The sequence below is a fragment of the Pseudomonas sp. MLB6B genome, from assembly GCF_054508135.1.
On sequence record NZ_CP199313.1, the window covers coordinates 2,829,257 to 2,850,743 of the forward strand.

At 61.5% G+C, this 21,487-nt stretch carries 21 protein-coding genes and 1 tRNA gene; 21 read left to right on the plus strand and 1 reads right to left on the minus strand.

The genetic code is table 11. From position 1 onward, the window contains the following. Position 1: 1 nt before the first annotated feature. The 6 genes from ihfA (at position 2) to ACSMEV_RS12675 (ending at position 3,373) form a co-directional block, all read left to right on the plus strand. Positions 2-304 (plus strand): integration host factor subunit alpha, encoded by a 303-nt coding sequence (gene ihfA / locus ACSMEV_RS12650; protein WP_009394049.1) that lies wholly within the window; start codon positions 2-4, stop codon positions 302-304. Next, positions 285-641, plus strand: coding sequence for a MerR family transcriptional regulator (locus ACSMEV_RS12655; protein WP_151926229.1), 357 nt, complete (start codon positions 285-287; stop codon positions 639-641). The genes ihfA and ACSMEV_RS12655 overlap by 20 nt, the downstream gene beginning before the upstream one ends. Positions 642-736: 95 nt before the next feature. Beyond that, positions 737-813 (plus strand) — tRNA-Pro (locus tag ACSMEV_RS12660). A 594-nt stretch (positions 814-1,407) separates the two neighbouring features. Next, the gene (locus tag ACSMEV_RS12665) at positions 1,408-1,611 is read left to right on the plus strand and encodes a Com family DNA-binding transcriptional regulator (RefSeq protein ID WP_296267695.1); all 204 of its coding nucleotides are present in this window, start codon (positions 1,408-1,410) and stop codon (positions 1,609-1,611) included. Further along, on the plus strand, positions 1,604-2,776 hold the full coding sequence (locus ACSMEV_RS12670; RefSeq protein ID WP_459205447.1) for a cellulase family glycosylhydrolase: 1,173 nt from the start codon (positions 1,604-1,606) through the stop codon (positions 2,774-2,776). Before ACSMEV_RS12665 ends, ACSMEV_RS12670 begins: the two co-directional genes overlap by 8 nt. Positions 2,777-3,097: 321 nt before the next feature. After that, complete coding sequence (locus ACSMEV_RS12675) at positions 3,098-3,373, plus strand: DUF1654 domain-containing protein (protein WP_459208339.1); 276 nt, start codon at positions 3,098-3,100, stop codon at positions 3,371-3,373. 82 nt (positions 3,374-3,455) lie between these two features. On the opposite strand, the gene ACSMEV_RS12680 is transcribed toward ACSMEV_RS12675, so the two are convergent. Then, a complete protein-coding gene (locus ACSMEV_RS12680) occupies positions 3,456-4,262 on the minus strand; it encodes an XRE family transcriptional regulator (RefSeq protein ID WP_459205448.1) in 807 nt (268 codons plus the stop codon). Between the two features lie 361 nt (positions 4,263-4,623). Here ACSMEV_RS12680 and ACSMEV_RS12685 point away from each other — a divergent pair, with 361 nt between their 5' ends. The 15 genes from ACSMEV_RS12685 to ACSMEV_RS12755 all read left to right on the plus strand — a co-directional run bounded on the left by ACSMEV_RS12685 (position 4,624) and on the right by ACSMEV_RS12755 (position 21,483). After that, positions 4,624-5,214: a hypothetical protein gene (locus ACSMEV_RS12685; protein ID WP_459205449.1), complete on the plus strand. Its 591-nt coding sequence runs from the start codon at positions 4,624-4,626 to the stop codon at positions 5,212-5,214. A gap of 166 nt (positions 5,215-5,380) precedes the next feature. Beyond that, positions 5,381-5,707, plus strand: a complete 327-nt coding sequence (locus ACSMEV_RS12690; RefSeq protein ID WP_459205450.1) for an MFS transporter — start codon at positions 5,381-5,383, stop codon at positions 5,705-5,707. Further along, positions 5,704-6,003 carry a hypothetical protein gene (locus ACSMEV_RS12695; protein ID WP_459205451.1) on the plus strand — a complete coding sequence of 100 codons (300 nt, stop codon included), beginning with the start codon at positions 5,704-5,706 and terminating at the stop codon, positions 6,001-6,003. The genes ACSMEV_RS12690 and ACSMEV_RS12695 overlap by 4 nt, the downstream gene beginning before the upstream one ends. Positions 6,004-6,102: 99 nt before the next feature. Beyond that, a complete protein-coding gene (locus ACSMEV_RS12700) occupies positions 6,103-6,762 on the plus strand; it encodes a phage tail protein (protein ID WP_459205452.1) in 660 nt (219 codons plus the stop codon). Positions 6,763-6,771: 9 nt separating this feature from the next. Then, positions 6,772-7,155: a phage tail assembly chaperone gene (locus ACSMEV_RS12705; protein WP_459205453.1), complete on the plus strand. Its 384-nt coding sequence runs from the start codon at positions 6,772-6,774 to the stop codon at positions 7,153-7,155. A gap of 47 nt (positions 7,156-7,202) precedes the next feature. Continuing rightward, entirely contained in the window at positions 7,203-7,469 is a 267-nt protein-coding gene (locus tag ACSMEV_RS12710) for a DUF1799 domain-containing protein (protein ID WP_296267709.1), read from the plus strand. Between the two features lie 3 nt (positions 7,470-7,472). Next, positions 7,473-9,950 carry a phage tail length tape measure family protein gene (locus ACSMEV_RS12715; protein WP_459205454.1) on the plus strand — a complete coding sequence of 826 codons (2,478 nt, stop codon included), beginning with the start codon at positions 7,473-7,475 and terminating at the stop codon, positions 9,948-9,950. Beyond that, positions 9,950-10,288, plus strand: a complete 339-nt coding sequence (locus ACSMEV_RS12720; protein WP_296267713.1) for a phage tail protein — start codon at positions 9,950-9,952, stop codon at positions 10,286-10,288. Before ACSMEV_RS12715 ends, ACSMEV_RS12720 begins: the two co-directional genes overlap by 1 nt. A gap of 9 nt (positions 10,289-10,297) precedes the next feature. Further along, positions 10,298-11,047 carry a phage minor tail protein L gene (locus ACSMEV_RS12725; protein WP_459205455.1) on the plus strand — a complete coding sequence of 250 codons (750 nt, stop codon included), beginning with the start codon at positions 10,298-10,300 and terminating at the stop codon, positions 11,045-11,047. A gap of 2 nt (positions 11,048-11,049) precedes the next feature. Further along, positions 11,050-11,805, plus strand: coding sequence for a C40 family peptidase (locus ACSMEV_RS12730; RefSeq protein ID WP_459205456.1), 756 nt, complete (start codon positions 11,050-11,052; stop codon positions 11,803-11,805). A 585-nt stretch (positions 11,806-12,390) separates the two neighbouring features. Beyond that, on the plus strand, positions 12,391-12,681 hold the full coding sequence (locus ACSMEV_RS12735) for a hypothetical protein (RefSeq protein ID WP_459205457.1): 291 nt from the start codon (positions 12,391-12,393) through the stop codon (positions 12,679-12,681). A gap of 69 nt (positions 12,682-12,750) precedes the next feature. Then, positions 12,751-13,368 (plus strand): tail assembly protein, encoded by a 618-nt coding sequence (locus ACSMEV_RS12740; protein WP_459205458.1) that lies wholly within the window; start codon positions 12,751-12,753, stop codon positions 13,366-13,368. A gap of 57 nt (positions 13,369-13,425) precedes the next feature. Further along, positions 13,426-20,955, plus strand: coding sequence for a TipJ family phage tail tip protein (gene gpJ, locus ACSMEV_RS12745; RefSeq protein WP_459205459.1), 7,530 nt, complete (start codon positions 13,426-13,428; stop codon positions 20,953-20,955). Then, entirely contained in the window at positions 20,952-21,329 is a 378-nt protein-coding gene (locus tag ACSMEV_RS12750) for a hypothetical protein (protein WP_459205460.1), read from the plus strand. The genes gpJ and ACSMEV_RS12750 overlap by 4 nt, the downstream gene beginning before the upstream one ends. After that, on the plus strand, positions 21,313-21,483 hold the full coding sequence (locus tag ACSMEV_RS12755) for a hypothetical protein (protein WP_459205461.1): 171 nt from the start codon (positions 21,313-21,315) through the stop codon (positions 21,481-21,483). Before ACSMEV_RS12750 ends, ACSMEV_RS12755 begins: the two co-directional genes overlap by 17 nt. Positions 21,484-21,487 lie beyond the last annotated feature (4 nt).

Here is a 21,487-nt window from a genome sequence, read left to right on the forward strand (position 1 = left end):
TATGGGTGCTCTGACGAAAGCTGAGATGGCCGAGAGGCTGTACGAGGAGCTGGGGCTTAACAAGCGCGAGGCCAAAGAGCTGGTCGAGTTGTTTTTCGAAGAAATACGACATGCACTTGAAGACAACGAGCAGGTCAAGTTGTCAGGTTTTGGCAACTTTGATCTTCGCGACAAACGTCAGCGTCCGGGCCGCAACCCCAAAACAGGGGAAGAGATCCCGATCACTGCACGCCGAGTCGTCACCTTTCGTCCAGGGCAGAAACTGAAAGCCCGGGTTGAGGCCTATGCTGGAACCAAGCCATAACGACGAGCTGCCCCCCATTCCGGGCAAACGTTACTTCACCATTGGTGAGGTCAGTGAGCTTTGCGCGGTAAAGCCGCACGTATTGCGGTACTGGGAGCAAGAGTTCCCGCAGCTCAACCCGGTCAAACGACGTGGTAACCGGCGGTATTACCAGCGACAGGATGTGCTGATGATCCGTCAGATTCGGGCGTTGTTGTACGACCAAGGCTTTACCATCGGTGGCGCGCGGTTACGCCTGTCCAGTGATGAAGCGAAGGACGATACGACCCAGTACAAGCAACTGATTCGGCAGATGATTACCGAGCTGGAAGATGTGCTGGTCGTATTGAAGAAGTGAACCAAGGCTAGCTTGGATTTTTTTGAAAAAAAGCTTCCAATTATCAAATGCTTAGGTTACATTTCTTTCCGTTCTCAGCGGTACCGAGAACGTGTCGGGGCGTAGCGCAGCCCGGTAGCGCACTTGCATGGGGTGCAAGGGGTCGAGTGTTCGAATCACTCCGTCCCGACCAAAATACCTCAATGATCTAGGCCATTTCCGTAAGGAGTGGCCTTTTTCATTTGCGTGAATTTTGCGTGGCCTCTCCGTTTCAAGCCCGCCTCCCATCAAGATTGTCGGTCCCGGCCCGCGCGAGCCCTCCGTGGATACCATATTTCCCGAGAATTTGTTCTTTTCTTAACTCCATCTTTCCCTACGGCTTCGACAGCCGTTACGGCCGACCTCTGGCCCACCCCCGGCGGCCAAACCTATCCATATCGTCGCGTGCCGTTCCCGCACACGAAGCGCCCCAAGCTCAACGTTCGCACAAAGCATGCAAAAGGCTGTTGCATTCCCGAACGGGTAGTGGCAAAGTTTCCCCACTCTTGAAGTCATGCCTTGGGCAGCTTCGAAAAAAACCGGCCCAAGCGCCGGTTTTTTTGTGCCCGCAAAAACCTGAAAGCCCCGACACGTTCGGGGCTTTGTCGTTTCTATGGCGGACCAAACACTGAGCGGAGGCAGCGCACGCGCCTCCCTGTCCCCATGGCATACAAGCCAGCCGCCAACCAGGCAAGCCAGCGCTCAACGTCCCTGCAAAAGGGGTGGCAAACACCAAAAGGCCTCGCACATGATGACCGACTGCCGCTGTGGCAAATGCAATCGACTGCTCGCTCGCACAGGCGAATACACCGAGCTTCAGATCAAATGTTCCCGTTGCGGAACGATGAATCACCTTAGGGCCTCGAGCCCAGCGCTAACGCCTCAGAGCGTGGACAGAGCAGCCCGACTGCCCTCAAACCCTACTCAACACGAGGCATCAAACCATGGCTAACTCAAGCACTGGCATCAATACGCTGACCGATATCCCGCTTCTGGGGATCAACCTCGGTTCCCATGCCAACGCTCGTCAGATCGTCCCAGGCGAGGCCGGTACGCATTATTTCTGGCCGTCGCGCGATACGATCACCCTGTGGGTCAAACAGCGCGGCGTCCGGTTGATCCGTTTTCCTTTCGAGGTACAACGCGCGATCGGCCTTACCAACGAAGGGCTGCCAGGGCAGGGCGCAAGCCTCGACGCGACGTTCGTCAGCAAATGGAAGGAAATGCTGGGCTGGATACGAGAGGACTCCAATGGCCAAGCCAAGATCATTCCCGATCCGCACCACTACATGCGCCTGATGCGCTACGAAACGTCGAACGGCAAAATGACCGGTCGGCTGCTGCCCGCCAATCAGGCCGGCAATCAAGGCAACAAATGGAGAGCCACCGAGCCGGTGTTGATCAATGACAACAACAGCATCAGCGGTGCGGCTTGGACTGCCATCCACCTGGCCAACTTCCACCAGAAACTCGTTCAGGCCTGCGACGATCCAATGGTGTTGGGTTGGGGGTTGGGCAACGAACCTTATGAGCAGACCGACAATACGAGCGCGACCGATTACATCACGGAAGAGGGCATGAAAACGCTGTACATCAACACCATGAACACGGTGCTGAAGTACCTACGCAACAGTTCCAGGAAGCCGGTGTTCATCTGCGGGTTGCACTATGCGAGCGCGAGAAGCTGGGAGCGGTACTCGAGCGATCTGCAATCGCGCATCGTCGACCCTGCGAACTCGATCGTGTGGGAAGTGCACGGCTATGGCGACTACAACGGCAGTTCGAGCGGCGCCTACGTGAGCGATAACGATAAAATTGCCGCCAACGTATTCACCGATACGGTGTTCGGCCCGATGTTCACCTATGCGGCCCACAACAAGATGGCCACCTATATCGGTGAAGTGGGTATTCCCAGTACCGATGCAGCGCGCACGGCGCTGAAGAACTTGCTGGATCGCCTGGTGACCGAGAAGGTACCTGCCACCTTGTGGATCACTGGACCGGGTTCGGACGGCGAGAAGATGAGCCTCGACCGAGCCGATCAAGCGGCGACCGTTTCGCTGGTGACGCCGTATTTCGCCAAGCGTTTGAGCCATTGGAACTACTCGGCCTCTTGATCCGGTAATACCTTTCAGCCCTTCAACCCCGGGCTAAGGCCCGGGCTTTTTATCGGTTCTCCCGGCTCATCCGCCACAGGATGAGCGTTTATATTGCAGATTTGCAGGGCTCAAGCAGACGTCGAAAGATGCTCATGGCCTTTTCCAGATCTCCCTAGGATGCCAGCCCATTCTTTAACCTGGTTAGCGAATCAGCTTACAAACCTGGTTCACGTTTCCCACGGCTTAATGTATGCTCGCCAAAACACTGGACGTACATACAGTTATAGGAGATTGGCAGTGACTACCGACGGATCCTCCACGCCCGCTTACCCTGAACGGATGAACGGGTTGGAGCGCTTGAATCTCAGAGCCTCTGCGATGATCAACCACCCGGTCGCGCAGATGCAGCGCTGGGTGACCATCCATCGCCTGCACAGCGATGGCGAAACGGAATGGGCGTCGATGCTGGAAGCCTTGGGCCAAACGCCGGAGCTGGCGCTGACATTCAATGACGATGACAGTGTGACCGTTCGCTGGGGGCGCCGGCCGTCGTCGGAGCAAGATGACTGCATTGCGCAGGTGCGCAACGCCGAGCATGAAGACCCACCATTTTGACCCCACCGTCACCGACGGCCGTGCAAGGACCGTTTGGCGGTGATGCGGAAGAGGCGCGCAACATGTCCCTCGCACAGCGCCGCTACACCAAATGGGCGTTCCACACCAACAACACCCGGGCTTGGATATAGGTTTCATCGACCCTTATATCCTCGGCAGGATGATTGGTGTTGTCGGAAATCATCTTGTAGTGCTGGCGTCCTTTCTTCTGCAAACGTTTGATGTAGAGCATGTCGTCGTGGGAGAAGAGGTAGATGCCGTCACCTACGAACTCGCGAATGCTCACATCGACCAGTAGAGGATCGCGGTGCTTGATGGTCGGCGCCATCGATTGGCCCCAGCCGGTCACCAACTTGAGATGGTGGTGCTCGGTGAAGGTCACGCCCATTTCCCGCAAGCGCTTGGGGCTGACCCGCACGTCCTGGAGCATCTCCGGATAATCGTGGGGGATCTGTCCGCCGCCCATGGCGGCGCGAATATCGTAATGCGCCACCCAGACTTCATCACCAGCAAGGTTTGGGCGAGTGTCCTCGACAATGTGGACTGGCGGCTCGGTCGGTTCTTCGGCGGCGGCCAGCAACCGCTCGCGGGCTTCGGTGGAAAGTGCTGTGCCTTTTTTGGCCAGCATTTCACGGACCATGTCAGCGGCAGACATTGAAGCTGTCGCCGAAGGTGATGACGAGGGTGTGTCTAGCAACAACTCTGCCGAGTCCACACCAAGCGCCGTGGCCATTGCACCGATGTCCGCCAGGGTCGGTTCACGCGTGCCGGCTTCATAATTGCCGACCCGCGATTGCGATTTCCACCCGCAGGCCTCGGCCAGTTGCGCTTGCGACAGGCCGGAGGCTTTACGGAGGCGCTTGATGCGCTGATGGAGGGGTTCGTTCATAGGCGCTATTTCATCACGAAATGAAATGATCGACATACACTTATCGTGTTTACATTAACCACTATTCGTGTTTATCTGTGTCCGTTCGTTGTCGGAGCATGCCTGATCCGCCTTCGACTGTCACGGGTGAGCAAGTGTGGCGATCCAGTCGCTTCCTTCAGCCCTGCGACGCGCTACTCCAGGCTCACTGATGCCGGGACCGTGCCCCGGTGATGCTCCCGAGGCCGATTATGCGTTCATCCATCACACTCAAAGGCTACACATCAACCATCGTCCATACAGGACCACTTCCAGCCCTTTACCGGCAGCGCCGACGCTGCGCCCCCGGCTTCTGCCCGGCGACAAGCGAGGAGGGCATGGCATGCGTCTGAATACCGCCCGCCAAGCTTGGCATGATTGCACCTATAGTTCGACCAGCAGCCAGAGCGTGTTCGCCTCATCGGTCGCGCAGCTAGGCACCAAAGTGCAGACCACTCAGGGCCAGCGCCGTGCCAGCCAGGCTGTACATCAAACCCTGGCCGGCAGCGTGCAGGCGGCCATCGCCGGGCTCAGCCGGCCATTACGCGCGTTCGGCAACTACATGTATGCGCCACGGTTGGATGCCTGCGAGCAGGAGGATGCCGAAGAGACGGTCTTCCTCATGGTCCAACAGCGTGCCGCGCGCATGACGGCCGCCAAACGCGAAAAGCTCCAATACCTGGTCAAAGGCGTGATGGCGCGCTACCGCTACATGCACCAGGGCGGGCAATCGGCCAATGCCGACCCGCTGGCTGCGCCCGAGGCCTTTCGTGCCTGGTTGGATGCGCACTACGGCATTCGCCTGGCGTCGGCGAGTTGGGAGCGTGAATGGGGCGGTCATGTGCGCTCGGCGTTCGAGTGTTGTGAAGACCTGGATCAGCGCGCCTTGGCCGCCGTCGCAGGTAGAATCCATGAAATGAAAAAAATTGCTTAACACGTATTGTGTTCCTGCTCGGTTGGTGGCACTATTTACCCATCGTCACAGCTGTAAACAAATACCGCCTTCCAGGAAACCCGGCCACCGCGCCGGGTTTTTTATTGCCTGCGTTTCGGCTCGCATCGGAAGGCGCTTTCAAGAACCCGCCTCTGGAGCCGAGCGCATGGATTTCTTACACCGGCTGCTCGACAAGTTCGACCTGGCCTTCGCTGGCTTGATGGGCGCCCTGATCGCGACCCGTTGGCACAAGGACGACCTCACCGATCGCAAGGCCTGGTCGCTGTTTCTGCTTACTGGCATGGCCTGCGCGCATTACCTGACCGGCATGGTCAGCAGCTATTTCGCCATTACCGAGCCACGCAGCGTGGCTGGCGTGGGCTTTCTGCTGGGCACTTTCGGCGGCTCGTTGATCGCCGCCATCCTGCGAGCCATCAAAGCGGCCGACCTGTGGGCCATCATCAAGTCGAAGTTCGGAGGGCCCAGCGCATGATCCTCGAGTACTTGAACGCGACCGCGGCAGGAGGCATCGCTTTCTGGGCCAGCTGGGCAGTGCTCAGCGCCAAGGTACGCGACGGTGTGTTCGGCAAACTGCTGTACGCCGTGATCGCCCTGAGCGGCTACGCCTTGCTGGCAGCCGGCGATCACCTGTTCTTCAACCCCAGCACTGCGGCGGTGACCCTGCATGTGGCCTTGGCCCTGGCCGGTATCCGACACATGCTGGTCCTCACCTATTGGCTGCGCTGCAAGCGTTGGCTGATGCGCCAGGCTTGCAAACGAATCGATTGAACCTGATCGGCGCGCTTCGCCGAGCAGACCCCTCGATGTACCGCAACACCCCAACCCGCCTCGGCGGGTTTTTTCATACCTACCTCCAAGGAAAACATCATGACCGAACGCTTCCCACTCCCTAACGGCGCCGTACTGGAAATCGCCGGCACCCTGGGCAAAGCCGTGGCCTTCACCGCGCTGACCAATGCCACCGCGCCTTCGGCCGCTGCGGCCGGCCATAACTTGAAGAACGGCGATACCGTACTGGTCAACTCCGGCTGGTCGCTGATCAACGACCGTGCCGCACGGGTCACCGGCGTCACCGCCGACGCCTTCCGCCTGGACGGCATGGACACCTCCAACCTCAACAAATACACCGCCGGCAGCGGTGTCGGCAGTGTGCTGCCGGCCAGCAACTGGACGCAGATCTCCAAGGTCACCGCCTTCACCGCTACCGGCGGCGAACAGCAGTACCTCACGGTCGGTTACCTGGAAGACGACGACGACCGCCAACTGCCCACCAACCGCAACCCGATCACCCTGGCGATCACCGTCGAAGACCAGCCCGAAGCCGCCTATGTGTCCTTGATCGAAGCCTATGGCGACGCCAAGGACCTGGCCGTGGTGCGTCTGAAGCTGCCTGGCGGCGACCAGATTCTCTACACCGGTTACGTCACCATCTCCAGCTCGCCGACCATGGAGCGCAACAGCCTGATGACCCGTACCGTGAACATCGCCTTGTCCAACCGTCCGCTGCGCTACCTGGCAGCGGTTTAAGGAGGCTACATGGCGAAGATCACCCTTGCCCACAACCCGACCTTCAGCGCCAGCGTGGCGCTGCCGCGGGTCGGCCATGCGCCGCTGGAGGTGCAGTTCGAGTTCCGCTACCTCGACCGCCTGGCCCTGGCCGAGCTGTTCGACGAGTGGGGCGAAGCGCGTGACGCGCTGATCGCCCGCGCCAAGGAGGAGGGCGTCAGCTGGGCAACGATGACTGCCGAGGAGATCCGCTTCCAGGCCGAGCAACTCAAGGCGATCGTACTCGGCTGGGATCTGGACGACCCGTTCGATGACGCTGCCCTGCACACCCTGGTGCAGACTTGCACCGGGGCGCCCCAGGCCGTCATCGACGCCTACCAGAGCGCCTATGCCCCGGCCCGCCTGGGAAACTGAAGGCCGCGGCCAGAGCGCTCTATGCGCCTGGCCCGCGGGCTGAACAGTTGGCCGCGTTCGGGCTGACGGCCGCAGACCTTGCCGAAGACGACCTGCAGGTCTGGCCCGATCTGTGGCCGGCCCTGCGCGTGTTCGAGGCACTGGGCACGCAATGGCGCATCGCGCCGGGCGGGCCGTACGGTTTGGACTATACCGCGCTTCCAGTCGTGGCCTCGATGCTTGGCATCGGGCGCCGCGCCTTGGGGGCGCTTTTCCCCGACCTGCGCGCCATGGAAGCCGAAGCACTGGCCGTCATGGCGCAATCCAGGGAGTAAACCATGGCAACACTTGCCGAATTGAGGGTACGGGTTGACTCCACACAGGCTGCCCAGGCAGCCAGCAACCTCGACAAACTCACCCTCGCTACCCAGCGTAGCGAGCAGGCCGCGACCAAGGCAGACAAGGCTTGGTCGGCCACCTTGACCAACGTGCAGCGCACTACGCAGCAAATTTTGAGTGAGCTACAGGCGCTTAGCGATCTACAGGCCGAAATCGCTCGTCAGCAGGCAGATCTGAGCCGCATGCCGGCCGCGAATATCGGCAAGGACGCCGAGCCCGCCGCTAGCAGTGGCCTGGGCGGTGCGCTTGAGGGCTTCAATACTGCGGTCGATACCGTTGGCAATGCCAAAACCGTGGTCGATGCCATAGACACCCTCATGCCAGGACTGATCAGGGGGGCAGGTGCCCTGACCGTGGGCGCTGGCGCCGCTGCGGCGGCCGTTGGCGCGGTAGTGTATGGCTATGCCGAGGGTAGCAAGGAGGCCGACGCCTACAATCGGGCTTTGATCCTCAGCGGGCAGTACGCTGGCGTCGCAGCCGATGCCTTGGGCGACATGGCGGCGCGTGTCGGGGCTGGCAATGGCACCATCGGGGAGGCTGCCGCGGCACTGGCCGAGCTTGCGAGCAACGGTTCGATCGCTACAGGCAGCTTCGAAACCATCGCCAGCGCCGCTTTGGCCATGGAGGACGCCACCGGCAAATCGGTCTCTACAACCATTTCCGAGTTCGCCCGCATTGCCGAAGATCCTGTCACGGCAGCGAAGGCGCTGAACGATCAGTACCACTTTTTGACTGCGTCTACCTACAGTCAGATCGAAGCACTACAGGCACAGGGCGACCAGACGGCTGCGGCCCAGGTGCTCACTGACGCCTACGCCGAGACCCTAGCCACCCGTGCCCAGCAGATCGACGACAACCTGGGCATCGTCGAGCGTGGCTGGCGAGGCATTCAGAACGCCGCTGCCCATGCGCTCGATGCAATGAAGAACATCGGTCGGGAAACGACGCTGACTCAGCAGATAGCCGAGCTCGAAACCAGGATAAAAACGCCCAGCAACTATGATCGGTATCCCACTGTGTTCGATGAAAACCCGAACATGATGACGGTGGGACGCACCCAGGCGCAGGATGAAGAGGCATTGGCTAAGCTCAAGCTTCAGCTTGAGCAACAGCAGACGGCGACCAAGTTGGCGGCTGTAAGGCAGCGCAGTGAAGAGGCTGCCATCTCGGCTGCAAAGCAGATCGGCCGAGAAGCGAACGCGGCGATGACACAGCTCGAACGCTTGCAGCTTCGAATGGATGATTTGCGGGCGGCCAAAGCTGATGCCCTTGGCGCGCAGGGCGGCTTCGGTCCGGAGCTGGAAGCGAAATACGCACGTGCCGAAAAAGCTTTGCAAGAACAGATAACGGCGCTGCAAACGCCGCACAAGCCTCCAGCCGCACTGATCGCTCCACATGCTCCTGTACGTGCGCGGCAAACGCCCCATGCAAAACAAGCGTCGGTCACCGGTATCGTCCCTTTACCCGCCCAGGGTGTGGAGGCGATGCCGTATCCCACGCCGGCGTTCGAGAAAGATTCGCCAGTCAGCTCAAGGCTTTTGACGACCCCGCTCTTTCCCGTCAAGACCGAGCTCGATAGCGTATCCAGCTTGTTTCCCGAAGACAGCAAATCGGAGAAAGACGAAAAGCCTAAAACAGGTTTTGCGCTCTTTGGCGACGAGGCCAAAGAAGGTGGCATCAAGGCGTTGAAGGGTTATCAGGAGACTGCTACTACGGTCGCCAAGCAGACCGAGGCGCTTTTCACCGATACCTTCAAATCCATGGAAGACTCGGTCGTCAATTTCGCGCTCACCGGCAAGTTTTCCTTTTCCGACTTCACGCGATCGGTGCTGGCCGACATGGCCAGATTGGCGGCGCGTCAGGCGGCATCGAGTCTGTTGTCGAGCCTGGCTGGCGCGGCGATCAGCGCGCTGGGCGGAGCCGCCTCGTCAAGCGCCGCTTCCTCGGGTTCCTCAAGCGCCCTGTCGTTTACACCTGACCTGAGCCAAGCGGCAGCAGGCTTGAAGTACAACGTCGGATTCTCCGACGGCGGCTACACCGGCAACGGCGGCAAATACGAACCCGCCGGCGTCGTGCATGGCGGTGAGTTCGTGCTGCGCCGAGAAATCGTCAGCAAGCCGGGCATGCGCGACTACCTGGAAAACCTCAACACAGGTACTGCCATCGACAGCGGTTCGTCCAGCCCCAGGTCCGGCGCTTTCCAGGCGGCGAGCGGCGGCGGTACGGCGATCCAGGTCAGCACCGTGGTCAACGTCAACGCCAACGCCCAGGAGCGCAGCGGCGAGGGCGGCCAGCTCGACCCGCAGCTATTGCAGCAACGCATGGAGCAACAAATGAAAACCGCCGCCGAGCGCGCCGTGGCCGAGTCCTGGCGGCCGGGCGGCATGAGCTACCGCAGCAGCCAGGGGAGACGCTGATGGCTATCGAAACCTTTCGCTGGAACATCGAGCGCGGCGAAGCCGGCGAGATCCAGTACCGCACCCGCGCCGCACGCTTCGGCAACGGCTACCGCCAGGTGGTCGGCGACGGGCCGAACAACCGTGAGGACCGCTACCCGATCAGCGTCACCGGCTCGCACGAGCAAGCGCGGCGCATCCTGGTCTTTCTCGACCGGCATGCCGGCGCCAAAGCTTTTCTCTGGACGCCACCGTTGGGCGAACTGGGCCTCTACACCTGCGCCGACGTGCGGTCCACGCCGCTCGGTGGCGGCTTGTACCGGCTCAGCGCCACCTTCGAGCGCGCCTTCCATCCCTGAGGCATCGCCATGTCATTGATCAAACAACTGCAGACCTTGGAGCCGGGCAGCGAAGTGCTGCTGTTCGAGCTCGACGGGTCGGACTTCGGCGCCGACACCTTGCGTTTCCACAGCCACGCCATCCCTCACTCGGCGCAAGAGCTGGCCGCCGCGGGCGATGCGGCCAACACCTTGCCGGCCAAGTCGATCTGGTGGCAGGGGCAGGAGTACGGTGCCTGGCCCCTGCAACTGGACGGCATCGCCGCCAACGCCGACGGCACGTCGGTACGGCCGACCCTGACCGTGGGCAACGTCGAAGGGCGCATCACCGCCCTGTGCCTGGCCTTCGACGACCTGCTCGAATTCAAGCTGACCCTGCGCCATACCCTGGCGCGCTACCTGGACGCGAACAACTTCCCGGACGGCAACCCCGAAGCGGACCCGACCGAGGAAGCGATCGAGGTCTGGTATCTAGACCAGAAAATGGCGGAAAACGGCACCACGGTGGCCTGGGAGCTGGCCAGCCCGGGCGACGTCGGTGGCGAAACCATCGGCCGGCAAATGACCCAGCTCTGCCACTGGGCAATGATCGCCGGCTACCGCGGCGCCAACTGCGGCTATACCGGTCCCTACCACGACCTGGACGGCAAACCCACCGACGACCCGGCCAAGGACCAATGCAACGGCTGCCTGGATTCGGGCTGCACCGTGCGCTTTGGCCAAGGCAACCCGTTGCCGTTCGGAGGCTTTCCGGCCGTTTCACTGATCGCACGGAGTTGACCATGCATCCAGACATCCTCAGCGCTGTGCAGGCGCACGCCGCCGCCGAGTACCCGCGGGAGAGCTGCGGCTTGATCGTGGCCGCCGGCCCGGCCCAGTGCTACATCCCTTGTACCAACACCGCGACTGAGCCTGCCGAAGAATTTCGCATCTCGCCCGCGCAATACGCCGCCGCCGAAGACCAGGGCGAGGTCATCGGCATCGTCCACTCGCACCCCGACGCGACCAGTCGGCCTTCGCCACGGGATCTGGCCATGTGCGAGGCCACCGGTCTGCCCTGGCACATCCTGTCGTGGCCCGAAGGCGACTTGCGCAGCATCACGCCCACCGGCCACACTCCTTTGCTCGGACGGCCTTTCGTGCATGGCGCCTGGGATTGCTGGCAGGTGTGCGCGGACTGGTACCGCCGCGCGTGGGGGCTGGAGTTTCCGGCCTATGCACGGGAGGAGGGCTGGTGGGAGCGGGCGGACGGGCCGAGTTTGTACGAACAGGCCTATGAGGCGGCAGGGTTCTACCCGGTGGGCGAGCCGCAGCGCGGCGATATGATCGTCATGGCCGTGGGCCGTACGGCGCATCCGAACCATGCGGGGATTTACCTCGGCAGCGATGCGCAACTGCCGGGTGAGCATGTCGAGGTGTTCGGGCCTGGTCCGTTCATGTTGCACCACCTACTTGGCAGGCCATCGGAGGTCATCGTGTATGGCGGGCCATGGCTTGATCGGACACGCCTTGTATTGCGTCACCTGAACGCCAAGTAATGCGGTGGGGCCGCTGGTAGAGGTGTGCAACTGGAAAGCTGGCATTAGCTTAGACACAACACGTGTCTTGGCTGCACGCTTGTGAAATCCGAACAGTTCAACGTTGCTGTTAGTTAGGCCGGAAGCCGCACAGCCAAGCAAATTATTTGTCCATCATGAGTTATTCACCGTCGTGGGCGATCGGAGATAACGAGTCGACACGCTTTCTGGCCAGATCCGCATTAACTGGATTACCGGTTGGAGCGGGATTGATCAAACTCTGGAAGACCGGTACTCCTGTGCTGTCATAAAGGGTGGTGGTTTGGTCCGCGCGGCCCCAGTAGATTGTTCGGCCTGAGATTGCTTCGTGGATGCTGACCCGATCGCGGCACTGGTAAGTGAGCTTTCCAGCAACGCCCTCAGTCGCGATTCGTTGCGCGTCACAATGCTCCCATCGGGGCTAGTCGGGCCGTTAGCGGCCTTTCACTTGATCTAGATGCTGCCTAGCCAGGCTGCTACAGTCGCCGTTTTCTGGGAGGAAGCAACGTGCGAATTATGATAGCTGGATTGGTGCTGCCATTGCTTGCAGGGTGCATTGCCCCAACCATGAACGAAGCCCGCCAAAAAGGCCCGTACAAGGTATTTCACTCAACAAAATCCGATGAGATCTTGGGCAAGTGCGTGCAATATGAGTGGGAAAATCAGCCTATTTTCGGTGGCACTCCGGGCGCGACCCTTCAAGCGGGTCACTCATCCGGCTACACGGTTCATACAGTGGGGTCGGAATATTTCGCCGATATCAAGCCTCAAGGAACGGGCTCGGAAGTTAAGTATTACGTTGTGTTGGAAAACTGGATTGCCAAGAAACGCCTGTCAGCTCTACAAGGTTGTCTGTAGACAAAAAACAGTGCAAACCTATAGTTGAAGCCGCTTTCGAGCGGCTTTTTTGATTGCCTGGATTCGTGCATGTCAACTACAAATCATTATCATCCAATGACGATCATCAAGTTATCGCGCTCGCTGGCGAAGAAGTTCGGGCGGCTGCATTTTCGAATCCTCGACAGCGGAAGCGTTTACGAGGCTTTCCGGGCACTGAAAGCGACCGTCCCAGGTTTTGAGGAAGAGGTAAAACGTCTACAGCGTTTGGGTATGCGCTTTGCCATTTTCCGCAATGGTATAAATGTGGGCCAGGAAGCGTTATCCCGGGGCGGATGCACGGAGGTTCGAATTGTGCCGGTCGTCGAAGGAAGCAAGCGCGCAGGCCTGCTTCAAACTGTCGTAGGGGCGGTAATAGTCGTTGCAGGTCTGCTTATTACTGGTTTTTCATTTGGGGCCGCCTCACCCTTCGGTTCAGCAATGATCATGATGGGAGCCTCCATGATGGTCGGAGGCGTCATCCAAATGCTCAGCCCTCAAGCCAAAGGCCTGTCCATGAGCGGCGCGCCCGAAAATCTGCCGTCCTACGCCTTCGGCTCCGCCCGCAACACCACCGCCAGCGGCAACCCCGTCCCCATCTGCATCGGCGAGCGCCGCTGGGGTGGGTCGATCATTTCGGCGTCCATCGAAGCGCAAGACAAGGCCTGACGGCCCATCAGCACACGCAACCGCCTCCGGGCGGTTTTTTTATGTTCGGAGGAAAACATGGGTGTGATCAATCACCTGGACATCACCGGTGCCAAGGGCGGCGAAAGCAAGCCCAAGGCCCCGGTCGAGGCACCCGACAGCCTGCAATCGACCAACATCGCCAAAATCCTGCTGGCCGTGGGCGAGGGCGAGTTCGACGGCGTGCCGACCGACCGCGACATCTACCTCGACAACACGCCGATCACCGACGCCAACGGTAACGTCAACTTTCCGGGCGTGAAGTGGGAGTGGCGCCGCGGCAGCATCGAGCAGGACTACATCCAGGGCATCCCCGCCGTGGAGAGCGAAACCTCGGTCGGCGTCGAGCTGCGCAGCGACGCCCCCTTCACCCGCGCCTTGCACGACCCCCAGCTCTCGGCGGTGCGCGTACGCCTGGCCTGGCCGCGCTTGCTCAGGCAGGACGCCAGCGGCAACACCAACGGCTACCGCATCGAGTACGCCATCGACATCGCCAGCGACGGCGGTGCCTATGTCGAAGCTCACCGCGGCGCGGTGGAAGGCAAGACCAGCAACGGTTACCAGCGCTCGGTGCGGCTCAACCTGCCCAAGGCCACTTCGGGCTGGATGCTGCGCGTGCGGCGCCTGACCGCCAATGCCAACACCGGCACCGTCGCCGACACCATGAGCGTGGCCGGCTACACCGAAATCATCGACCAGAAGCTGCGCTACCCCAACACCGCCTTGCTCTATGTGGAGTTCGACGCCCAGCAGTTCCAGAACATCCCGGCCGTGTCGGTCAGGTGCAAGGCCAAGCGCTGGCCGGTGCCGAGCAACTACGACCCGCTGACCCGCACCTACGAGGGCGTCTGGGACGGCGCCTTCAAGCAGGCCTGGACCAACAACCCGGCACTGGTCACCTATGGCCTGTGCGTCGAGGACCGCTTCGGCTTGGGCAAGCGCATCAAGCCGTGGATGGTCGACAAATGGGAGATGTACCGCATCGCCCAGTACTGCGACCAACCGGTACCCGATGGCATCGGCGGGCAGGAGCCGCGTTTCCTCTGCGACCTCAACCTGCAAGGCCGCGCCGATGCCTGGACCTTGCTGCGCGACCTCTCGGCCATCTACCGCGGTATGGTCTATTGGGCCCACGGTGCGCTGTTCATGCAGGCCGACATGCCCCGTGCGCAGGATGTGGACTATGTGTTCACCCGCGCCAACGTCATCGACGGCGACTTCGTCTATGGCGGCGCCGAGCGCAGCAGCCACTACAGCCGTGCGCTTGTCAGCTACGACAACCCGGCCAACAACTACGACACCGATGTGATTCCGGTCACCGACCTGGCGTTGCAGCGCCGCTACCGCGACCGCCCCATCGAAATCTCGGCCATCGGCTGCACCCGCGCCTCCGAAGCCCAGCGCCGTGGCAAATGGGCCCTGTTGAGCAACCACCAGGACCGCACCGTCACCTTCAAGACCGGCATGGAAGGCCGCATCCCCTTGCCAGGCTACGTGATTCCCGTGGCGGACGAACTGGTGGCGGGGCGTCCCAACGGCGGCCGGATCGCGGCGGCCGCCGGTCGTGCGATCACCCTGGACCGCGACACCGAAATCCAGGCCGGCGACCGACTGATCGTCAACCTGCCCAACGGCACTGCCCAAGCGCGCACGGTGCAGGCGGTGCAGGGCCGCGAGGTGACCGTCACCACCGCCTACGACGTCGCTCCAGAGCCGCAACTGCAATGGGCGATCGACCACCAGGACTTGGCCATCCAGCTGTTCCGCGTGCTCAAGACCTCGCGTACCCAGGAAGGGCATTACGAGATCACCGCGCTGGAGTTCAACCCGAGCAAGTTCGCCGCCATCGACACCGGCGCCAAGCTCGACGAGCGCCCGATCAGCGTCATTCCGGTGACCACGGTCCAGGCGCCGGCGAATGTAGTGTTGTCGTCCTCGCACATGGTCGACCAGGGCATCGCGGTCAACACCATGACCATCGCCTGGGACGCCGTTCAAGGCGCAGTGGGGTACGACGCCGAGTGGCGCAAGGACAACGGCAACTGGGTCAGGCTGCAACGCACCGGCACCACCTCCGTGGACGTCATCGGCATCTATGCCGGCGCCTACCTGGCACGCGTGCGTGCCGTGAGTGCGTTCGACGCTTCGTCCGCCTGGAAAAGCTCCGCGCTGACCCCGCTCAACGGCAAGGCGGGCAATCCTCCGGCGATCACCAGCCTGACCACCGAAAGCCTGCTGTTCGGCATCGGCTTGGAATGGACGTTCCCGGCCGGCGCTGAGGATACCCAGCACACCGAGCTGTGGTACGGCGAAGGCACGGACTTGACCAAGGCCACGAAGCTGGCCGATCTGGCGTACCCGCAAGACAAGCACACCCTGCAGGGCTTGCGCGCCGGGCAGCGGTTCTACTTCTGGGCGCGCCTGGTCGATCGTTCCGGCAACCTCGGGCCGTGGTACCCGGTGGACGCTGCGCTGGTCAGCGGCCAGGCCAGCGCCGATGCCGGCCCCATCCTCGAGCAGATCGCCCAACAGATCGGCGAGAGCGAGCTGGGCAAGGAGCTCACCAGCAAGATCGAGAAGATCGCGCTCGTCGATGGCAACGGCCCAGGGTCGGTCAACGAGCGGGTCGGTAGCGCCAAGACCGAGCTGGCCAAGCAGATCGGCGATGTGAACAACGCGCTGTCGGGGGTCAAGAGCACGCTCGATGGGCAGCTCGCGACCGTCAGCAAGAGCGTGACCGACGCTAAGACCGACCTGCAACAGCAGATCGCCAATGTTTCGACCCTGGCCGGTTCGCTGCCGTACCGCAAGGACAAGGCCTACAGCATCAACCAGAACGCCTTGGGTGCCGACGGCAAGCTGTACCAGGCCACCAAGGCCGTGGCGCTGAACACGCCGCCGCCGAATGTCGACTACTGGACCGATGTGGGCCAGTCCATCGTCACGGCGGCCGGTACCGCTACGCGCGTCTCGAAGTTGGAAACCGACGTCTCGACCCTGGACGGCAAGAGCACGGCGCAGGCCTCGCAGCTGAGCGGCCTGCAAACGAGCCTGATCGCTACCAATGGCAACGTCACCGCGGCGCAGACCGCTGCCGACGCAGCCAACGCCTTGGCGGGCGGAAAGGGCAAGGTGCTCATCCAGGCGGCAGCGCCGGCCGCTGCCGATCGACTGGCACAGAATCTGTGGATCGATACCACTGGCAACGCCAATACACCCAAGCGTTGGACGGGTAGCGCCTGGGCGGCGGTGACCGACAAGGCGGCGACCGATGCGGCTGCGGCGGCGGCTGGCGCTTTGGCGCTGGCGCAGACCAAGGCCGATGCTTCGGTGGTTAGCAGTCTGACCACCCGTGTCAGCGATGCCGAGGGCAAGCTGACGTCCCAGGCCACGCGCCTGGACGGCATGCAGACAAGCATTGACGGCAAGGCCAGCTCGCAGGCGCTGCAGCAGGTTTCCAGTCGGGTGACGGCGAGCGAGGACAAGGACAAGGCTCAAGACCAGCTGATCAGTTCGCAAAGCCAGGCGCTGACCTCGCTGACCGACAGCGTGAGCAAGAAGGCCGACGCCTCGGCGGTGCAGTCACTGGGTAACCGGGTGGACAGCGCCGAGGGCGTTTTGACCAGCCAGAGCAGCAGCATCACCGAACTGAAAAACAGCGTCGCCGCCTCCCAGCCATTCGTGGCGGGCAAGGCTTGGGAGTTCACTGGTTCCACGCGAGTGTGGGCGGCCACAGCCTCCGGCTCTACGTTCACCGCCGGGCCACTGTTCGCGACCATGGCCAAGTCGCAGAGCCTACAGTGCAGCTTCACTCCTACGCTGCCTGGCGCGGAAAACCCTTACCTGCGTCTGCGCTTGCGTCGCCGAAACACCACGCGCACCGCGGCCCGGATGTACTGGGCCAACGAAGACGGTGGACTGGCGGAGGCGCGCCGCCTGGACTGGACTCTCAGCGTTACCACCACGGACTGGCAGGACATCGAGTTGGACCTGTCCGGTCACGCTGGATGGAACGGCAAGAGCATGTACGCCATCCGTCTGGACATGATGAACGCCAGCGATACCAGCGGCGAGGTCGATATCGCTTATATCGCTGTGGGCAGGCGCTCGGCGGCCGCTTCGGCAGAGGCTGTTTCCAGCCTGAGCAACACCGTCGCTGAAGCAGAAGGAAAGCTGTCCACCCAGGGCCAGTCGATCGTCAGTCTGCAGGGCGGTCTCACTGCCACCAACAGCAACGTCACCACTGCGCAGCAAGCCGCGCAAGCGGCGGCAACGGCGGCCGGCGCCAAGGGCGAGGTCGTTTACGGGTCTGCTGCGCCGGCGACTGACAAGCGCCAGGCGCAAAACCTCTGGATCGACACCACCAACGGCGCCAACACGCCGAAGCGGTGGAACGGAAGCGCGTGGACGGCGGTGACCGACAAGGTCGCCACCGATGCGGCGGCAGCGGCTGCCAACGCTCTGAGCAAGGTTGAAACCAAAGCCGATGCCTCGACGGTGCAGGCCTTGACCAACACCGTGGAACAGCAAGGGACCGCGATCACTGCCAACGGCCGCGCCCTGACCAGTATCAACGCGAGCATGAGCAACCTGGGCGCCAGCGGCGTCAACTTGGTACCGGCGGAATTCTGCGCTTTCACGAAAGACTTGCCCGCCATGTACTCCAACGGTGGCGTCAACATTGGTACCGTGGCCGATCTTCAGGCCCTCAAGGGTTACGCGCTGAGGGCTGATAGTCGTGCCGTCGACTCGCACACTTTTGGCCTGGCCACGGCGCTCAATGCGTCTGGATGCAACATGGGCTTCAAGCCGGGCAAGTACCTGGTGTCGTTCTATGCCAAGGCTGAAACGGACGGCCACATAGTGGGGGCTTACGCGCGCGTGCTCTTGGCTGACGGTTCGTCGTTCAAGACCTCGAACTCGCCTACGTTCGCCCTTACTACCTCGTGGGCCAGGTATGTAGGCGTCATCAATTTGACCGACCCGTCCTATAACGGCACACAGATGCAACTGGCCATCCAGAGCAACCGCTCCGGGATCGCTAATAGGGTCACCTACTACGACCGCTTCATGTTCGAGGCGGCGGTCAATGATCAGGTCGAGCCGTCTGCCTTCAACATTGGCAACAGCTTCGATCAATCTCAGACCTCCGCCCTGGCCACTACGGCCCTGACGGGCCGGGTCGACAAAGCCGAGAGTGGGGTTACCAGCGTTTCCGGTCAGCTGACCGAGCTGAACAATAGCCTGGGCGATCTCGGCGGCGAAAACCTGCTGTACAACCCAGGCATGACGAAATATGCATCCGTGAAAGGGCCGGCCGATGGTTGGGAGGTGGAGGGGCCCGCGACGTCGACCGAAAGCCTTGTGCAGTCCTGGCTCAATGCAGGCGAAAAAGCCCACCGCATGACTGTGACGGCTGGAATGACAACGTCCTCGGGCTACAAGTCACTCCGCCCGACTGCCACCGGTGATACCCGCAGGCCGAAGGTCGGGCCGAGCCAGACGCTGACGGCTTCGATCTACATCCGGGGGACCAGCGGGTTTTCGATTCGGATTTTCATGCAATGGGTTGACGGGTCAGGGACCGTGATCAATGCACCGGCCTCGCCATTGGTGCCGATCGGGCCAGACAGCCAGCGGATTCAGTTCGCCGCCGTCTCACCGTCGGATGCGGCCGGGTGCAACTTGTACTACCGCGTCTACAGCACCACGGGCGCGGTCACGGCCGGCTATGCAGAGCTTGCTCGACCTCAGTACGAGGTCGGGGCCAAGGCTACGGGCTGGAGGGACAGTGCGCAGGTCAACACCAACGCCATCGGCGCCATGTCTACTGCCGTCGACGGCCTGACCTCAAGCGTCAGCCAGCAGGGCAAGGACATCACCTCGGTGTCGAGCAGAACGACCAGCCTGGAGAACAGCGTCAACAACGGCTCGACTGGCCTGGCCAGTAAGGCATCTTCAGCTGCCTTGACCACCGTGGCCAACCGCGTTACAGCCACCGAGAGCGGGCTTACGGCGCAATCCAGCAGCATCACCAACCTGGAGGCCAAAATCGGCAATGCACTGCCATTCGTGGCGGGGCAGGTCTGGGAATTCACCAACTCGACCGAGGGGTGGAAGGCCAACACCTCTGGAGCTACCCTCACCGCAGGCCCGCAATACGCAACTGTTGCCAAATCCACCAACATCCAAGTGACCAATACTTTTCCGGTCATCGAAGGTGCCGAGAACCCACTGATCCGCATCAGGCTGCGCCGGCGCAACACCGGCCGTACCAATGCGGCGATGTACTGGGCCAACGAAGAGGGCGGGCTTGCCGAGGTTCGGCGGTTCAATTGGCCTATCAACACCTCGAATGGCGATTGGCAGGACATCGAGTTCGATCTGTCGGGGCACGCCGGCTGGAACGGCAAGAAGATCTGGGCCATCCGCCTCGACATGTACAACTCGGGCGATGCCAACGGCGAGGTGGACATCGCCTACATCGCGGCTGGCCGGAGATCGGTCGCAGCGTCGGGCAGAGCGTTCGATTCGCTGAGCGTCAATGTCACCCAGCAAGGCGACAAGCTGGCGGCGGAGACGCAGCGGATTAATGGGCTGCTGACATCGGTGGGCAACGCCAATGCGGCGATTCAGAGTGAGGCGTCTACCCGCTCCACTGGCGATACAGCGCTGGGTCGGAGGATCGACACGGTACAAAGCAGCGTGGGCAGCGCCAACGCTTCGATCCAGAGCGAAGCGCAAGCTCGGGCCAGTGCGGACGCGGCTCTAGGCCAGCGCGTCGACACGGTGCAGAGCAACCTGGGAGACGCCCGCGCCTCGGTACAGCAAGTCGCAACCGCCCAGACGGGCATGAAAAACATGCTTAACGCGCAATACACCATGCGTGTGCAGATCAACAATCAATACGGCGTGCACCACTGGGGCGGGTTTGGCATCGGCATTAACGAGCAGGGCGGTGTTGTCCAGTCGGCTTTCGTCATCTATGCGGACCAGTTCGCACTGCTTAATTCGAACGGTGCAGGACTATCTTCGCCGTTTTCCGTGGTGGGCGGGCAGACATTCATCGCCGATGCCTACATCCGCGATGCGAGTATCGGTGCAGCAAAGATCCAGGATGCAGCTGTCAATAACGCCAAGATCGCAAACGGAGCTATAACCGCAGCCAAGATTGGGACGGCCGAGGTGGACACCCTCCGCATCCGAGGAAACGCGGTAACAGTGCCTACCGTGGCCAACAATCCTAGTCATGCAGCGGGTGCAGGGGTAAATGCCTGGATAGACTTGATCGCGGTTGCCATACAGATGGATGACCCCGGTTACATCATGGCTCAGTTCGGTTGTTACCAAGGCTTTGGCTCAGGAATTCGCCGCTACATGTTTCAGATGCTGATCAACGACAGCGTGGTTGCAGAAGGCGGCGGGGACTGGGCGGACGGCTTCCCTTCCTTGCTCAGCTCGATGTATGCAGGGCCAGGTGCTTATGTAATCAAGGTGCGCTGGTGGGGTGAGAACACTGGTGTCGGCGTGCGCAACATGAACCTTTTTGCCATGGGGTGTAAACGATGAGTTCCAATCATATGCTGGCCTATGACCAGCAGGGGCGCATTGTCTTGGTGGCTAGTGGGCCAGTGGCCTCGGTTGAACAGACAATGCGGCTCAATACCAACTTGCCCTTGCTACAGATACCCGAGCCTGCGAACGCGGCCCTCAGCTATGTCGACAAAGGGCGGCTTTTGGCTCGCCCAATCGGTAGCGCTGCACTGGCAGGAGGCCTCCTTACTGGCGTTACGGCCGGCGCGGTAGTGGCGATTGAAGATGTTGAATACATCGCAGATGGTTCGGATATAGAGCTGGAGTTTTCGCAGCCAGGCGCCTATTCCATCAAGGTAAGTGCTTGGCCCTGCCAAGATCAGGAGTTCATCTTTGAAAATCCAGCATAAATACGATCACGGCGCACGGCGCGCCGCCGAATACCCACCGCTCGAAGAACAGCTCGACATGCTCTGGCATGCCATGGACCAAGGAGCGATACCCAAAGCCGAACCGTTCTATTCCACCCTCCAACGAGTCAAGCAGCAGTACCCCAAGACCTGAAGGT

Coding starts and splice junctions, on each gene's coding strand:
- ihfA (WP_009394049.1), top strand. CDS start 2: ATGGGTGCTCTGACGAAAGCTGAGATGGCCGAGAGGCTGTACGAGGAG.
- ACSMEV_RS12730 (WP_459205456.1), top strand. CDS start 11,050: ATGCATCCAGACATCCTCAGCGCTGTGCAGGCGCACGCCGCCGCCGAG.
- ACSMEV_RS12720 (WP_296267713.1), top strand. CDS start 9,950: ATGGCTATCGAAACCTTTCGCTGGAACATCGAGCGCGGCGAAGCCGGC.
- ACSMEV_RS12690 (WP_459205450.1), top strand. CDS start 5,381: ATGGATTTCTTACACCGGCTGCTCGACAAGTTCGACCTGGCCTTCGCT.
- ACSMEV_RS12735 (WP_459205457.1), top strand. CDS start 12,391: ATGAACGAAGCCCGCCAAAAAGGCCCGTACAAGGTATTTCACTCAACA.
- ACSMEV_RS12705 (WP_459205453.1), top strand. CDS start 6,772: ATGGCGAAGATCACCCTTGCCCACAACCCGACCTTCAGCGCCAGCGTG.
- ACSMEV_RS12700 (WP_459205452.1), top strand. CDS start 6,103: ATGACCGAACGCTTCCCACTCCCTAACGGCGCCGTACTGGAAATCGCC.
- ACSMEV_RS12680 (WP_459205448.1), bottom strand. CDS start 4,262: ATGAACGAACCCCTCCATCAGCGCATCAAGCGCCTCCGTAAAGCCTCC.
- ACSMEV_RS12725 (WP_459205455.1), top strand. CDS start 10,298: ATGTCATTGATCAAACAACTGCAGACCTTGGAGCCGGGCAGCGAAGTG.
- ACSMEV_RS12685 (WP_459205449.1), top strand. CDS start 4,624: ATGCGTCTGAATACCGCCCGCCAAGCTTGGCATGATTGCACCTATAGT.
- ACSMEV_RS12750 (WP_459205460.1), top strand. CDS start 20,952: ATGAGTTCCAATCATATGCTGGCCTATGACCAGCAGGGGCGCATTGTC.
- ACSMEV_RS12665 (WP_296267695.1), top strand. CDS start 1,408: ATGATGACCGACTGCCGCTGTGGCAAATGCAATCGACTGCTCGCTCGC.
- ACSMEV_RS12695 (WP_459205451.1), top strand. CDS start 5,704: ATGATCCTCGAGTACTTGAACGCGACCGCGGCAGGAGGCATCGCTTTC.
- ACSMEV_RS12715 (WP_459205454.1), top strand. CDS start 7,473: ATGGCAACACTTGCCGAATTGAGGGTACGGGTTGACTCCACACAGGCT.
- ACSMEV_RS12675 (WP_459208339.1), top strand. CDS start 3,098: ATGAACGGGTTGGAGCGCTTGAATCTCAGAGCCTCTGCGATGATCAAC.
- ACSMEV_RS12670 (WP_459205447.1), top strand. CDS start 1,604: ATGGCTAACTCAAGCACTGGCATCAATACGCTGACCGATATCCCGCTT.
- ACSMEV_RS12655 (WP_151926229.1), top strand. CDS start 285: ATGCTGGAACCAAGCCATAACGACGAGCTGCCCCCCATTCCGGGCAAA.
- ACSMEV_RS12740 (WP_459205458.1), top strand. CDS start 12,751: ATGTCAACTACAAATCATTATCATCCAATGACGATCATCAAGTTATCG.
- gpJ (WP_459205459.1), top strand. CDS start 13,426: ATGGGTGTGATCAATCACCTGGACATCACCGGTGCCAAGGGCGGCGAA.